Source organism: Ruegeria sp. J8 (assembly GCF_056531925.1).
Genome location: NZ_JBQFMR010000003.1, coordinates 266,571 through 280,258, shown reverse-complemented (window position 1 = coordinate 280,258; position 13,688 = coordinate 266,571). Strand labels below are relative to the sequence as shown.

Genomic DNA, 13,688 nt, shown 5'->3' with positions numbered 1-13,688 from the left:
TTAGCCATCCAGCCCTTCGGGCTTACCAACGATGGTGAAATGCAGCCCCTCCGGGTCCAGCAGTTCCGAGGCAACACGATTCACATCCTCAAGCGTGACCGCGTTCACCTGATCGTTGCGGGTGGCGATATAGTCGATGGGCAAATCCTCCATCTGCATCCCGACCATGATCCCGGCGATCTGGCTATTGCCATCGAACCGCAAAGGATAGGCGCCCGTCAGATAGGTCTTGGCATCGTCCAGCTCTTTCTGGGTGAAGCCTTCATTGGCCGCACGCGCCCATTCATCCCGGATGACGGACACCGCGTCCGCGATCCGGTCATTCGAAGATGAGACCGAACCCAGATAGACCGAGGCCAGATCCTTGGGGACCAAGAAGGTCGACACCCCATAGGTCAACCCGCGTTTTTCGCGCACTTCCTGCATCAGACGGCTTTCGAACCCACCGCCGCCCAGCATGTGATTGAGGATGAAGGCTGCAAAGAAATCGGGATCGTCACGATCGATACCCGCATGACCAAACAGAGCCACAGATTGCGGCGTGTCAAACTCGACAACACTGACCCCGCCGGGGATGTTGACTTGCGCCGGTCCGGGGATCGGTTTGCCTGTTTCGGGCAGATCGGCCAGCAGGTGATCCAGCAACCAGCCGAGTTCTTCGGGCGTGATATCGCCCACAGCCCCTACATAGAGCCGATCTTTGGCAAAGACGTTCTCATAGGCATCAACCACGTCGTCTCGGGTCAGGGCGGTCACGCTTTCGATCGTTCCCTTGCCCTCGGTTCCATAGGGGTGATCCCCATAAGCCATTCGCGCAAAATTGCGTCCGGCGATATCGTTCGGGCTGGTCTGATCCGACCGCAAGCCGGACAGAACCTGCGCCCGCACACGATCCACCGCGTCCTGATCGAAACGCGGCTCGTGCAGGGTCACACGCAGCAGGTCGATCACTTCGTCCCGGTTTTCAGTCAGGAACTGCGCCGAGACCGAGACGGTATCGTCACTGGCGTTATAGCCAAACGATGCTGCCAGCGATTCAAGCTCACGCGCATAGGTTCGGGAATCCATGTCGCCCGCGCCTTCCTCGATCAGGCCGCTCATCAGATAAACGGCCCCTCGCTTGTCAGGGTCGTCCAGTGAAGTTCCACCACGGAACCGCAATTCCAATGCGGTGAACGGGATCGAGTGATCCTCAACCAGCCACGCAGTGATACCACCAGGCGATGTCACCTCCTGAATTTCGATCTCGGCCCAAGCGGGCAATGCGATCACGAATGCAATCAGGGTCGCGAAAATCCGTTTCATTGCGTCACCTCATCGTCGCGCATCAGCCAGCCCGTTACCGAGGTTTCCAGTTGCAGAACCTCGCGGGCGGCAGCGATGATTTCTTCTCCGGTTACGGCCTGCAGGACATCCGGCCAGGCCTGCACGTCCTCGACCGTCAATCCGCTGGTCAGGGCCCGGCCATAGCGATTGCCGATCCCGTCCACATTGTCGCGCGCATAGGTTTGCGAAGCGCGAAGCTGCATCTTGATCCGGTCCAGATCCTCTTGGTTAACACCGTCGGCAATGAACCCGGCCACGGCTGCATCCATGGCTTCTTCGGCCTCTTGCAGGGAAACGCCCTGCGCCGGAACGATAAATAGATCAAAGGTTGTGTCATCCAACGACACGCCGCGATAGAACGCCCCGGTGTAAACGGCTTTCTGTTGCTCGAATTGCAGTTTTTCGGTCAGGTATGACGTGTTCCCACCACCCAGCAATTCGGCCAACATGAACAGGGCTGCGGCCTTTTCCTGTTCGCCCGCGTTGCGTTCAGGCGCCAGATAGCTGCGCTGCACGTAGGGCTGCGATACGCGTGCGTCCTTGAAGGTCAGCCTCCGCGCGGCCGTCTGCGGCGGCTCTTGCGAACGGATGCGCTCGGGCAGGTCCGGGTTGGCGGGGATCACGCCATAGTATTTTTCGGCCAGCGCCTTGACCTCATCGGGCTCGACATCGCCTGTCACAACCAGAATGGCGTTATTGGGCGCGTAGTGCGTCTGGTAGAAGGACAGAGCGTCCTCCATGTCCAGCGTCTCCATCTCGTGCCGCCAGCCGATGATCGGAACCCCGTAGCGGTGGTTGAGGTATTGCGACGCGTTCATCTGTTCGCCGAACAGGGCGCGGGGGTTATTGTCGGTGCGCTGGTTGCGTTCCTCAAGGATCACATCACGCTCGGTCACGATATCATCCTCGGACAGGCGGATATTGCGCATCCGGTCCGCCTCCATTCGCATCATCAGTTCCAGCCGGTCGGCGGCGACGCGTTGGAAATAGGCGGTGTAGTCATACGAAGTGAATGCGTTGTCATTGCCGCCATTGGCCGCCACCGTGGCCGAGAACTCACCCGGTGCCAGCGTATCGGTTCCTTTGAACAGCAAGTGTTCCAGAAAATGCGCCACACCGGACGATCCGACGGGTTCATCCGCCGAACCTGCGCGATACCAGACCATATGCTGCACGACAGGGGCGCGGTGATCCTCGACCACGACGACATCCATGCCGTTTTCCAGCGTGAAGGTTGTGACCGCCTCCTGGCCATCTTCGGCAAAGACCGGGGTGGCAGCAATCAGGGCAGCCGACAGGGCAAGGGCCCGAACCATGGGGCATCCTCCGTTTATTGTCTGAGTTTCAAACTACGGTGGCGCGGCGCAGGTTCAAGTGTGATGACGAAAAGTTAAGGATTATTCACCTGGCGGCGGAGCCGACGGAGTTTCGACCCCAGCCTGCCGTGCCTGTTCATTTACCTGCGACGAATCCAGCGCCCATCGTTTGTAAACTTGCGAATAGCGGTCCACGTTAAACAGACGCAGTCGGGTAAAACGGCTTTGCTTGCGGCGGAACTCAGCGTCTTCGGCATCGACCACCTGACGAGCATTCTCGGTCACGCCATACCGGCTCGAGGCCGTCACCAATGCGCCATCCGCCGCGGGAATCGCCGTGTTAGGATTCAGTGCATCCGGGTTGCCGCCCAGTGCCGCAATCGCATCCCCCTTGGGGGTCGGGTCGGTTAGATTCCCTGCGCCCGGTGTCGGCGCGGGCAGGAATTGATAATCTTCGGGCTGTGTCAGCGGCTTGACCGGCAGGACCGAGAATTCATCCGGTCCCGGACCCGGCGCCTGAAGGTGGCGCAGACCGATATCGGAACATCCCGCCACCGTGAAGGCAAGCGTCACTGCAAAAATGGAACGCGGCAACCGCATCGTAGTCTCCAGCCTGTTTGAGGCGCTTTTATCGCATTTCCACCGGCGCGTCACGAGGGCTTTTTGCCGTCGAATAGGATCAACCCGATGGCACCGGCGAAAATAAACACATCGGCCAGATTGAAGACAAACGGGTTGTTGATACCGCAACAGGACATGTTCAGGAAATCCAGAACATAGCCGTAAAGCACCCGATCCAGCACATTACCCAACGCGCCGCCAATCAAAAGCCCGCCCGAAAGCAGCATGATTTTCGACGGCGCAGACCGCATCAGCCAGACCAGCACAGCCGCCGAGATCGCAATGGACACGCCGATCAGAACCCAACGTGCCGCCTCGGTATTGCCCTGAAACAAGCCAAAGTTGATGCCGCGATTCTCGCCATATTTGAAGACAAGCAAGGGTGGCAGGACGTCGATATCGCCTTCGGCCACGCGCATGATGTGAACGACCAGAACTTTGCTGATCTGGTCGATCGCAAACGCCGCTAGTGCAGCCCAAATGAGCAAGCGATAGCGCATCAGTGACGGAAGTGCCGCATGCCGGTGAAGACCATGGCCAGATCGGCCTCGTCCGCCGCTGCGATCACTTCATCATCACGCATTGAACCACCGGGCTGGATCACACAGGTGGCACCGGCCTCAGCGGCCTCCATCAGACCGTCGGGGAAGGGGAAGAACGCGTCCGATGCTACGGCCGAGCCGATGGTCAACGGTTGAGCCAAGCCCAACACATCGGCCATACGTTCGGCTTTCTTGGCTGCGATCAGCGCAGAGTCCACGCGGCTCATCTGTCCAGCACCCACGCCTACGGTCGCGCCATCTTTGACGTAGACGATGGCATTGGACTTGACGTGTTTCGCCACTTTCCACGCGAACAGCAAATCGCGCATTTGATCTTCGGTCGGAGCCTTTTTGGTGACGACCTTCAGGTCATCCATACCGATAAAACCATTGTCCTTGTCCTGTACCAACAAACCTCCGGCAACCTGACGGACGGTTTTACCACCGGCCATTACATCAGGTAAGCTGTCGGTGGTCAGCAGGCGCAGGTTTTTCCTGGCGGCGAAAATGGCTTTCGCCTCATCGGACGCGCCTGGGGCGATCACGACCTCGGTGAAGATGCCAGTGATTTCCTGCGCGGTTTCGGCATCCAACGGTTGGTTCAGCGCCACGATCCCGCCAAATGCCGAGGTGCGATCGCAGTCGAACGCCGCCTTATAGGCCTCGATCAGCGTGGCACCTGTCGCTACACCGCAGGGGTTGGCGTGTTTGATGATGGCACAGGCAGCACCCTGCGCCGGATCGAACTCGGCCACCAACTCAAACGCGGCGTCGGTGTCGTTGATGTTGTTGTAGCTCAGTTCTTTGCCCTGATGCTGCACGGCGGTGGCGACACCCGGACGATTTGTGCCATCGGTATAGAACGCTGCCTGCTGGTGGCTGTTCTCACCATAGCGCAGGGTCTGTTTCAACTCTCCTGCAAAAGCGCGACGCTTCGGAGCCTCTAGCTGCAGCGCGTCAGCCATCCAATTCGACACAGCCGTGTCGTAGGCCGCGGTGCGGGCATACGCCTTTTGGGCAAGCCATTGGCGGAAACCATACGACGTCTTTCCGTAATTCTCCTCCAACTGGTCCAGCAGTGAGGAGTAGTCTTCGACATCCACCACTACGTTTACAAAGGCGTGGTTCTTGGACGCCGCCCGGATCATCGCCGGGCCACCGATGTCGATATTCTCGATGCATTCGTCATAGCTTGCACCTTTGGCGACTGTGGCCTCGAACGGGTAGAGGTTCACCACCAGAAGGTCGATCGCGCCGATGCCATGTTCGGTCATTGCGGCAACGTGAGTGTCGTTGTCACGCAGCGCCAACAAGCCACCATGCACCATGGGGTGCAGGGTTTTTACGCGGCCGTCCATCATTTCGGGAAAACCGGTAATCTCGCTGACATCCTTCACATCCAGCCCCGCCTCGCGCAGCGCCTTTGCGGTACCACCTGTGGACAACAGCTCGACCCCGCGCTCGGCCAGCGCCTTGCCCAAGTCGATCAATCCGGTCTTGTCGGATACGGAAAGCAGCGCGCGGCGCACGGGGTGAAAGTCGGTCATGGGTCCAAAGGTCCTTTTGGCGTCAGTCGAAATCGGGCTCGTCCCGGTGCACATCGCGCACGGCATAGGCTGTATCCTGCGCCTTGCTCAACGTCCACCGGATGCGCGTCGCATACTCCATTGCGCGGCCAGATAGAACGATCTGTTTTGTCGCGCGCGGCTTTAGCCGCCCTTTTTCAAGGTAAACGCTTGGCTCGACACCCAACTTTCCAACGCCATCATGGCGAAACACCCAGATTTCACCGCTTTTGAGCGCCATCGACACCGCCGCACCGCCCAAATCCAGCGCCGCATCTACGTCGGGGTGCAGGTGAAAGCGGATATCAAAGCCCAGACCTTTCAACCCCGAGGCATCCATCGCCCGGTCAAACTGCCGCTTGGCCTTGTCACTTGTGGCCAGCAGAATATCTTCGCCGGTCAGTTCACGGCCATCAAAGCGCAGCTCGAAGGTACGGGCATGGGTCAGACCGAAAACCTTGGCATAGCCGTCATGCCCAGCCATGAAGCGCGCGCCTTCGAACGCCTCTTCAAACTCATTGGGTACCTCGCGCGGGGCATCCATCAGCGCCTCTTTCTCAGTCCCCGGAACCGGGTCCGCCAGCCGCGCGCTGGAATAACCGTCCAGGCACAGGGTCGAATGCGATGGGGTTGCCCGCCCTGCCCGACGCCACTCGACCCCGAATGTCTCACCCGATCCGCAATTCACGACCAATGGCCGCCGCCCCGAGGTCAGCTCGAAAGCCAGCGTCGATGCGTGGGCGTTGTAAGAATTGGCCCCCTTCGGCGGCGTTGCGGCGTCGATAATCACACTGGTCCGGGCCGCGTAAAGACGCCCGAACCCCATCGACAACCCCTTGGCGCGTTGCGGTTTTACCCCGCTTTGGGCAAGGGCCTGATCCAGCCGCCCTTCAACTCCGCGTCCGCCGCCGTGAAACCGGGCCAAACCGCCATCCGTGTGGCGCAAACTGCGCAGCGCCGGGGCGATGCGCTTGATCGCATTGGCCTGCGCGCCGGGCGTCCCCCGCCCCAGATCGCTGAGCGCAGCCGACGTCCAGGCCAACAAGGTGAAAACTTCCAGCAGTTCTTCGGGATTGCGCGTGGGAATGCCGCCTTGTGCGTCGATTTGGCTGTCGCATTCGCGGGCCAAAGCACGCAGGGCCGGGTCGGCCAATTGTTCGAGCCCCTGCAACGCCAGACCGGCCTGCACCAGACCAGCCAGTGCCTCGAACCGGGGCAAGCCGGGAGTGGCAGCTTTCCACCGCTTGGACAGAAACCATGTCTGCTGCGCCAGCGAACGAAAGAAGAGCTGAGACTGCTTTTCATCCATTCCGCGCAGCAAAAAGGACGCGTGATTGATCCAGCGCATCACCCGCCGTCCGGTCAGATCGGGCACCCAGCCCGGCCCCTGCCCGCGGCCATGCGCCTCGATCCAGCCCCAGACCCATCGCTGGGCCTTGTCGCGTGCGCGCATATCACCAACAGCGGCCAGATCGTCCAGCCAGGCAAAGCCGTGGCGTTCGTGGTCAAAACCGGCGCTCGGGGCAGTCACGTCCCAAAGGCCGGTATCCTGCGCCTCGACCAGAAACCCGGCAAACAGCAGATTTCCCGCCACCAACTGCCGCCCACGTGCAAAGGAGCCAACCGTGCGCGGCTCGGGCTCTTTCACGAATCCCGCTGCCGCCTTGCGACGCTGGCTCAGCCGCGCATAAAGACGGTTCTGGAACCGGGTCCACCGGCTTGTCATGGAATCGGAGTTAGACATTGCGCTCGTTACTCTGCCCCTTGCGCTCTGTTGGCGCCTGAGACCCAACGATAGACCGCGCCGCACGTCAAGTCACCGAAAAGCGTTGGATTATTCCGATTTGTTCAGACAGGCGATGTAGAAGCCATCCATACCACCGCGATCAGACCAATAATCGGGCCGCAACCGCAACCCGCCCTCTTCAGTGATCCAGCCCTTTTCAACGCCGGTCACGGCCAGAGCCTGCCGGTTTACCTGCATGTCGGGGAACATAATCAGCGCCTCTTCGATCTGCACTTCGCCCTCATCCGGCAGCAAGGAACAGGTGCAATAGACCAGCCGCCCGCCAGGTTTAAGCAGACCCCACGCATGGGCCAGCATCTGCGCCTGCAATTCGATCAACCCGCCAAATTCCGCGCCATCCTTGGCATAGGGCAGGTCCGGGTGGCGGCGAATAGTGCCCGTGGCCGAACAGGGGGCGTCCAGCAGGATGGCGTCGTATTGGCCTTGATGGTCCAATGCGTCGCCTGCGATGACCTGCGCCGTCAGCCCCGTGCGAGCAAGGTTCTCGCGCACCCGTTCCAGCCGCGATTCCGAGATGTCCAACGCCGTGACCTGTGCTCCGGCGGCCGCCAGTTGCAGCGTCTTGCCCCCCGGTGCGGCACAGAGGTCGAGTATCTTCTCTCCGGCCTTCGGGGCCAGCACCTGCACCGGCAGCGCCGCCGCCGCGTCTTGCACCCACCAATCGCCCGCATCGAATCCCGGCAGGGCCGAGACCTGCCCCGCATCCTGCACCCGGCGCGAGCCCGTAGGCAGCGCCTCGCCAGGACCATTGGCACCGGGTTTGACGGTAATATCCAGCGGCGCACCTGCGAAATGGGCTTGTTCAATACCCGTGATCGCATCCGCGCCCCAGGCCATAGTCAGCGGGTCGCGCAGCCATTCGGGCAGGCGCGGCACGCGCATCTTGGGCCACGCATCCGGCCCTTCGGCGGCCACTTTGCGCAGCACCGCATTGACCAACCCCTTGAGGCGACCATGCTTGCGGGACCGGCCGACGATCTCGACCATCGAGTTCACTACACCATGCGCGGCCTCTCCGTGGCACAACTCAACCGCGCCGAGACGCAGAGCATTGTGGACGGTCAGCGCGGGCGTGCGGTTCAGGTGATTGTCCAGCAGACGGTCGGCGCGTTCCAACCCGCACAGGGTTTCCAGCGTCAGGCGTTGCGCCCGCGCGCGGTCTTCGCGGTCCAACCGATCCAATGCGCCAGCCGCCAGGCATTCGGACAAAAGCCGCCCTTCGCCCAGAATCTGATCCAACAGATAGATCGCGCTGCGTCGCGCTGCTGTTGCGTTGTCGGACATGGAACCGCCTTTGATGTGACCCTCGCCCGCATTGCCAAACGCGGACGGGGGCGTATATCAAGCCCTAGCACGGAAAGGAACCCGATCTCATGAGCGACCAGCGCAAAGCCCTGCCGCCCGCCGCCCAACGCGCCCTGGCCGAGGCCGAGGACCGTCGCCGCAAGGCCGAGGCTGAGGCAAAGGAACAGCCCAAAGAACTGGGCGGGCGTGATGGCCCTGACCCCGCCCGCTACGGTGATTGGGAAAAGAAGGGCATCGCAATCGACTTCTGATCACTCAGCCCCGCAGCGCGGTCAGGAAATCGGCAATCAACGCGCGCTGTTTTTTGGATTTCGCCCGATCCTCGGGCCATGTCAGCCAATAGCCGTCTTTTGTTTTCAACTCGGGAAGATCCAGACGCCGTAAGCGCCCGGCCTGTAAATCGGCCTGCGCCAGAGGTTCAGACCCCAGCGCCACACCTATCCCTTGCCGCGCCGCCGACAGGGCGTGTTCCATCGAATCGAAACTGATCACCGAAGGCGGCAGATCGTCATGACCCGTCTTGCGCGCCCAGTCGCGCCAGGCGGGCCGCTCCCCACGCAGCTCGATCAGGGGCGCTCCCCACTCCACGCCCGGGGCGGCCAAGGGCACCAGAACCTCGGGCGCGATCCGTTCAGCCTCGCGCCCCGACCACGTGCCGCGCCCATAGCGGATTTGCAGCCAAGTCCGCTCTTCATCCAGAGATGACCGTCGCGCGACCGAATCCGTCATTACCCGCACTTTCGGGCGCATCCGCTGGAACCGGGCAATCGCCGGAACCACAAGCGCATGGATGTTCGACGACAGCCCCGCAACGCGCAACTCACGCGGAGATTTGCCAAACAGATCCTCGGTATTTCGTTCCAGCGCCTGTAAGCTGTCCTGCACCAGCGGCAAATAGCTTTCGCCTTCGACCGTCAACGACACGCCACGTGCTTCGCGCACAAACAGGGTCCGGCCCAGCCACGATTCCAGGTTTCCAATCCGCTGACTGACGGCCGCTTGTGTCAAGCCGAACTCGCGCGCAGCAGCGGAAAACCCGCCCAGCCGACCGGCGGCCTCGAACACCCGTAGCCAGTCCAGAGGCGGCAATCCGATCTTCTTCTTAGCCATAAGATTTTCCAGCCCTCAGTCGCAATAAGGTTTAATTGTGGTAATGCCACGAGGCGCGTATCACCTCAAGCATAACTCGCGCTGAACAGGAGAAGCCCCATGCTGCGCACTGCCACTCACACGGCCCAGATCGTGACTGTCGAATTTGCCGATGGCACCCAATCCCGATTTCACTCCATCTGGCTGCGCGACAACGCGTTGGACCCCGACACCCGCGCGCCGGGCAATGGTCAGCGCCTGATTACCATCGGTGACATTCCCGTCGATACCACGATAAGCGCCGCTGAGATGGAAGAGGGCGATCTTCGCGTCACCTTTCAGCCCGAAGACAAGACGGTCACCTTTCCCGCCGACTGGCTTGCCGCACACAGCTATGACCGCACCCAAAGTGCCGAGTTTGGACGCCTCGCCCCCGGCATCACCACGTGGGCGCAGAGCATCGAAGCCCCCGCCGGAGATTGGACGCAGGTTCATTCCAATCCCACTGCCAAGCGCAACTGGCTGGCCGCCGTCGCCGAATATGGCTTCGCCAAGCTGACAAACGGCCCGACCGAGCCGGAATCGCTACTGCAAGTGGCCGACCTGTTCGGCTATGTGCGCGAGACCAATTATGGCCCTTATTTCGAGGTTCGGACTGAGGTGAACCCCACCAACCTTGCCTTTACCGGGCTCGGTTTGCAGGCGCATACCGACAACCCTTATCGCGACCCGGTGCCAACGCTGCAAATTCTCTACTGCCTTGAAAACAGCGCCGAAGGTGGCGAGTCAATCGTGGTCGATGGCTTCCGCGCAGCCGAAAAACTGCGTGATCAAAACCCCGAGGGCTTTGCCCTGCTGACCGGATACCCGGCGCGGTTTGAATACAAGGGCGAAGACGGGGTTTGCCTGCGGTCCCGCCGCCCGATGATCGAACTGTCGCCCGATGGCGAGTTGATTGGCATCCGGTTCAACAATCGGTCGTCTGCGCCGTTTGTTGACATCCCCTTTGACCAGATGGAGGCCTACTATGCCGCCTACCGTCAGTTGGGAGCCATCATCGACGACCCGGCCATGGGCGTGTCGTTCAAGCTGGAACCGGGTGAAAGCTTTATCGTCGACAACACCCGCGTGCTGCATGCGCGGCTGGGCTATTCCGGGGCCGGGTCGCGGTGGCTGCAAGGCTGCTACGCCGACAAGGACGGGCTGCTGTCCACGCTGGCGGCAATGGATGCCCCTCAGCCGGAGGCGGCGGAATGAAACCCGATTTCTCGACCCTGAACCGCGACAATATCGTGGCCTTCATCGGCGACATCTTCGACCGCCGCGGCGGTGAGGAATATCTGGGCGAACCCGTCACCATGGCCGAACATATGCTGCAAGGGGCCACGATTGCTGAACAGAACGGCATGCCCGAGGAAATCATCGTCGGCGCCCTGCTGCATGATATCGGCCATTTCACTTCCGAGTTCGGCACCTATCACCCCGACGACACCGAAGACCGCCACCACGAGGATGCAGGTGCCGAAGTGCTAGAGCAGTTCTTCCCGTCCGTCATCACCGATTGCTGCCGGTATCACGTGGCGGCCAAGCGCTATCTCTGCGCCACCAAGCCCGAGTATTTCAACCGGCTGTCCACCGCCTCGGTCCACACATTGGAGTTGCAGGGCGGCCCGATGAACCCCGAAGAGGTGGCCGCGTTCGAGGCCAACCCGAACCTGAAAGAGATCATTCAGGTCCGCTATCTGGACGAGGCTGGCAAACGCGCGGGCATGGAAACCCCCGATTTCGCCCATTTCGCCCCGATGGTGCAGCGCATGGTCGATAAGCATATGGAGGCCGCATGACCGCGCCTGAGTACATCTTTGAAGCTAGCGCCAAGCCGTCCTTGCCTTGGCACGAGGTGCCCCTGATCCGAGCCACCGATGCATCCGTCAAAGGCTATGGTTGTCTGGTCGATGACCCCGAGGGGTTCGAGATCGAGATCACCCGCTGGCCGCAGCAAGGCTGGCGGCCCATCGACGAGGGCACCGGTGACGAAGGCGGCTGGGTTGAAGGCACGTTCAAATGCGACTGGCAAGGCGACGTGCTCTATGGCGAGAACGAGGCGGTCAAAGGCCACTATGTTCTGGGCTGGTCCGCCGATCCGCAGCAGGCGCAAAAGGCACGCCAAACCGCGCCTCGTGATCAGGTCCTGCTGTGGCACATGAACTATCACCCGGATGGCGGTCAGATGTTCTGGCCCCTGGACAACAAGCCCTTCATCGTTCCTGCTGCCCTGCCCGGCGACAACCTGACGCCCGAGAAGGTCGTGGCCTTCTGGTGTGACGGCTCACGCGGGCTCTATATTCATCCCGGCATCTGGCACGAGGGAATTTTCCCGGTCGAAGACAGCCAGCGGTTTCTTGACCGACAGGGCGCAGTTCATGCGCGCGTCAGCGCCGATATCGGGAAAGAGTTCGGCGTCTACCTGTCTTGCCCGTTGCGCGCGGACAAGATTAAGGACGTGTAGGCAAAGCCCCAGTATGCGCCCGTTGCTTGCGGGTGATCCATAGCTGAACGGCCATCAGATATGGCACGTAGAACGCAAAGTTTTGCACAAGGTCAAACGGGCCCGAGAAATCGGGCTCGGACCCCAGCCCACCGGTCAACAGATACCAGATCGTGTAGTGCACCCGATAAAGCCACGATCCCAGCGCCAGCCAGAACAGGCGCAGGCCCCAAGCCCAATGACCGGCACGGTCTTTGTTCAACGCCATACGCGCCACCATCAGCGCTGCCGTGAACAGGCAAAGCCCATAAAGGAAAAAGGCCGCCGACATGACCGACCCACCGATCGTGCCACGCAGGGGGATATAGGTCATTCCGGCCAAACCCGTGAACAACGCCAATGCGACCAGCACTCTGCCCAGCTGACGATGAAAGCCGGTGAACGTGCGCCGCACCCCTTTCAGCAGTTGCAAAGGAACAAGCGCGACCAAAACAGTTCCGGCGCAAATATGCAGCACCATCGCCAAATTGCCGACAGGCTGCCCATCTGCAAACAAATAGCTTTGCTGCGCAGCGGCTGCGGACAATCCGATACCGATCATACCTACGCCGTGTACAACGAAAGGCAGCAGAGTCAGATAGAACCCAATCAGCAACAGGCCCAAAAGTACTCGAGATCTTACGGTCTGCATAAGCTGACCATAGGGCCGTCGGTTAGCACGTCTATAGCTCAGAGCCCCAGAACATCCACCATATCATACTGACCGGGGGCTTTGCCCTGCCCCCACAGCGCCGCTTTCAGCGCGCCGCGGGCGAAGATGACGCGGTCGGTGGCCAAATGGCGCAGCACGATACGTTCGCCCGGAGCTGCGAACAAAACATCGTGTTCGCCCACGATGTCTCCGCCGCGAATGGCGTGGAAGCCGATATCGCCGCGTTTGCGCGCGCCCGTGATGCCGTCGCGGGCGCGATCGGACACGTCCGCCAGATTGACCCCGCGCCCTTCGGCTGCGGCCTCACCCAGCATCAAGGCAGTGCCCGAGGGCGCATCGACCTTGTGGTGGTGATGACCTTCGATCACTTCGATATCGAAATCCTCATCCAGCGCGGCGGCAACTTTCTTGGTCAGCTGCACAAGCAGATTGACGCCGAGGCTCATATTGCCCGCCCGCACGATCACTGCATGGCGCGCGGCAGGTTCCAGCGCGGCAATCTGCTCATCCGTCATACCGGTGGTGCCAATCACATGTACACAGCGCGCTTGTGCGGCCAGCGCGGCAAATTCCAGCGTCGCCTCGGGCGCGGTGAAGTCTATCACCGCCTGCGCCTGCGCGAATGCTTCCAGTGGGTCATCTGTGACAGTGACGCCCAACGCAGGGCCGCCCATCGCCGTGCCCACATCCTGACCGATCCAGTCATGGTCCGCACGTTCAACAACGCCGACCAGACGCGCCTGATCGCTCTCAGACACGGTCTTGATCAGCATCTGCCCCATACGGCCCGAAGCTCCTGTGATGACGATCCCCGGAATATGGGTCATGGCTTGCTTCCCTCATTGCAATCGGCTCAAAGCCTCCTACCCGGTTCGCGCCCGCTTGGCAAAGGTGGGATTTGGGCTTAGATCGAAGTC

Annotated in this window: 14 protein-coding genes; 4 read left to right on the top strand and 10 right to left on the bottom strand. The window is 61.0% G+C overall.

The features are described 5' to 3' along the window. The 7 genes from ACR0L1_RS08050 to ACR0L1_RS08020 all read right to left on the bottom strand — a co-directional run bounded on the left by ACR0L1_RS08050 (position 1) and on the right by ACR0L1_RS08020 (position 8,461). A complete protein-coding gene (locus ACR0L1_RS08050) occupies positions 1–1,305 on the bottom strand; it encodes a M16 family metallopeptidase (RefSeq protein WP_480858136.1) in 1,305 nt (434 codons plus the stop codon). Next, complete coding sequence (locus tag ACR0L1_RS08045) at positions 1,302–2,642, bottom strand: M16 family metallopeptidase (protein WP_170789575.1); 1,341 nt, start codon at positions 2,640–2,642, stop codon at positions 1,302–1,304. Before ACR0L1_RS08045 ends, ACR0L1_RS08050 begins: the two co-directional genes overlap by 4 nt. A gap of 81 nt (positions 2,643–2,723) precedes the next feature. Beyond that, the gene (locus ACR0L1_RS08040; RefSeq protein ID WP_170789574.1) at positions 2,724–3,242 is read right to left on the bottom strand and encodes a DUF3035 domain-containing protein; all 519 of its coding nucleotides are present in this window, start codon (positions 3,240–3,242) and stop codon (positions 2,724–2,726) included. Positions 3,243–3,292: 50 nt separating this feature from the next. Then, positions 3,293–3,763 carry a signal peptidase II gene (lspA, locus tag ACR0L1_RS08035; RefSeq protein ID WP_480858134.1) on the bottom strand — a complete coding sequence of 157 codons (471 nt, stop codon included), beginning with the start codon at positions 3,761–3,763 and terminating at the stop codon, positions 3,293–3,295. Beyond that, a complete protein-coding gene (purH, locus tag ACR0L1_RS08030) occupies positions 3,763–5,352 on the bottom strand; it encodes a bifunctional phosphoribosylaminoimidazolecarboxamide formyltransferase/IMP cyclohydrolase (RefSeq protein ID WP_480858132.1) in 1,590 nt (529 codons plus the stop codon). Before purH ends, lspA begins: the two co-directional genes overlap by 1 nt. A gap of 22 nt (positions 5,353–5,374) precedes the next feature. Then, complete coding sequence (locus ACR0L1_RS08025) at positions 5,375–7,114, bottom strand: heparinase II/III family protein (RefSeq protein ID WP_480858130.1); 1,740 nt, start codon at positions 7,112–7,114, stop codon at positions 5,375–5,377. 90 nt (positions 7,115–7,204) lie between these two features. Continuing rightward, a complete protein-coding gene (locus ACR0L1_RS08020; RefSeq protein WP_480858128.1) occupies positions 7,205–8,461 on the bottom strand; it encodes an RsmB/NOP family class I SAM-dependent RNA methyltransferase in 1,257 nt (418 codons plus the stop codon). A gap of 89 nt (positions 8,462–8,550) precedes the next feature. On the opposite strand from ACR0L1_RS08020, the gene ACR0L1_RS08015 reads away from it, so the two are divergent. Further along, positions 8,551–8,733 carry a DUF1674 domain-containing protein gene (locus tag ACR0L1_RS08015; protein WP_480503419.1) on the top strand — a complete coding sequence of 61 codons (183 nt, stop codon included), beginning with the start codon at positions 8,551–8,553 and terminating at the stop codon, positions 8,731–8,733. A gap of 4 nt (positions 8,734–8,737) precedes the next feature. Here the strand turns inward: ACR0L1_RS08015 and ACR0L1_RS08010 are convergent, their stop codons facing one another. Beyond that, complete coding sequence (locus tag ACR0L1_RS08010; protein ID WP_480858126.1) at positions 8,738–9,592, bottom strand: LysR substrate-binding domain-containing protein; 855 nt, start codon at positions 9,590–9,592, stop codon at positions 8,738–8,740. 99 nt (positions 9,593–9,691) lie between these two features. Between ACR0L1_RS08010 and tmpA the strand changes: the two genes are divergently transcribed. From tmpA to ACR0L1_RS07995, 3 genes are read left to right on the top strand one after another with little or no spacing between them, the layout of a single operon-like run. Beyond that, positions 9,692–10,828 carry a 2-trimethylaminoethylphosphonate dioxygenase gene (gene tmpA, locus ACR0L1_RS08005; protein ID WP_170772793.1) on the top strand — a complete coding sequence of 379 codons (1,137 nt, stop codon included), beginning with the start codon at positions 9,692–9,694 and terminating at the stop codon, positions 10,826–10,828. Next, the gene (gene tmpB / locus ACR0L1_RS08000) at positions 10,825–11,415 is read left to right on the top strand and encodes a (R)-1-hydroxy-2-trimethylaminoethylphosphonate oxygenase (protein WP_170772794.1); all 591 of its coding nucleotides are present in this window, start codon (positions 10,825–10,827) and stop codon (positions 11,413–11,415) included. Before tmpA ends, tmpB begins: the two co-directional genes overlap by 4 nt. Continuing rightward, a complete protein-coding gene (locus ACR0L1_RS07995) occupies positions 11,412–12,080 on the top strand; it encodes an ureidoglycolate lyase (RefSeq protein WP_170789567.1) in 669 nt (222 codons plus the stop codon). Before tmpB ends, ACR0L1_RS07995 begins: the two co-directional genes overlap by 4 nt. On the opposite strand, the gene ACR0L1_RS07990 is transcribed toward ACR0L1_RS07995, so the two are convergent. Further along, entirely contained in the window at positions 12,067–12,750 is a 684-nt protein-coding gene (locus tag ACR0L1_RS07990) for a DUF2306 domain-containing protein (RefSeq protein ID WP_480550172.1), read from the bottom strand. The genes ACR0L1_RS07995 and ACR0L1_RS07990 overlap by 14 nt on opposite strands. 38 nt (positions 12,751–12,788) lie before the next feature. Continuing rightward, positions 12,789–13,598, bottom strand: coding sequence for a 4-hydroxy-tetrahydrodipicolinate reductase (gene dapB, locus ACR0L1_RS07985; RefSeq protein ID WP_170772800.1), 810 nt, complete (start codon positions 13,596–13,598; stop codon positions 12,789–12,791). Between the last annotated feature and the right edge of the window lie 90 nt (positions 13,599–13,688).

Bases quoted from the DNA above. Each gene is read 5' to 3' on its own strand.
- ACR0L1_RS07995 (WP_170789567.1), top strand. From the start codon at position 11,412: ATGACCGCGCCTGAGTACATCTTTGAAGCTAGCGCCAAGCCGTCCTTG.
- ACR0L1_RS08015 (WP_480503419.1), top strand. From the start codon at position 8,551: ATGAGCGACCAGCGCAAAGCCCTGCCGCCCGCCGCCCAACGCGCCCTG.
- dapB (WP_170772800.1), bottom strand. From the start codon at position 13,598: ATGACCCATATTCCGGGGATCGTCATCACAGGAGCTTCGGGCCGTATG.
- ACR0L1_RS08010 (WP_480858126.1), bottom strand. From the start codon at position 9,592: ATGGCTAAGAAGAAGATCGGATTGCCGCCTCTGGACTGGCTACGGGTG.
- tmpB (WP_170772794.1), top strand. From the start codon at position 10,825: ATGAAACCCGATTTCTCGACCCTGAACCGCGACAATATCGTGGCCTTC.
- ACR0L1_RS08025 (WP_480858130.1), bottom strand. From the start codon at position 7,114: ATGTCTAACTCCGATTCCATGACAAGCCGGTGGACCCGGTTCCAGAAC.
- purH (WP_480858132.1), bottom strand. From the start codon at position 5,352: ATGACCGACTTTCACCCCGTGCGCCGCGCGCTGCTTTCCGTATCCGAC.
- ACR0L1_RS08050 (WP_480858136.1), bottom strand. From the start codon at position 1,305: ATGAAACGGATTTTCGCGACCCTGATTGCATTCGTGATCGCATTGCCC.
- ACR0L1_RS08045 (WP_170789575.1), bottom strand. From the start codon at position 2,642: ATGGTTCGGGCCCTTGCCCTGTCGGCTGCCCTGATTGCTGCCACCCCG.
- tmpA (WP_170772793.1), top strand. From the start codon at position 9,692: ATGCTGCGCACTGCCACTCACACGGCCCAGATCGTGACTGTCGAATTT.
- ACR0L1_RS07990 (WP_480550172.1), bottom strand. From the start codon at position 12,750: ATGCAGACCGTAAGATCTCGAGTACTTTTGGGCCTGTTGCTGATTGGG.
- lspA (WP_480858134.1), bottom strand. From the start codon at position 3,763: ATGCGCTATCGCTTGCTCATTTGGGCTGCACTAGCGGCGTTTGCGATC.
- ACR0L1_RS08040 (WP_170789574.1), bottom strand. From the start codon at position 3,242: ATGCGGTTGCCGCGTTCCATTTTTGCAGTGACGCTTGCCTTCACGGTG.
- ACR0L1_RS08020 (WP_480858128.1), bottom strand. From the start codon at position 8,461: ATGTCCGACAACGCAACAGCAGCGCGACGCAGCGCGATCTATCTGTTG.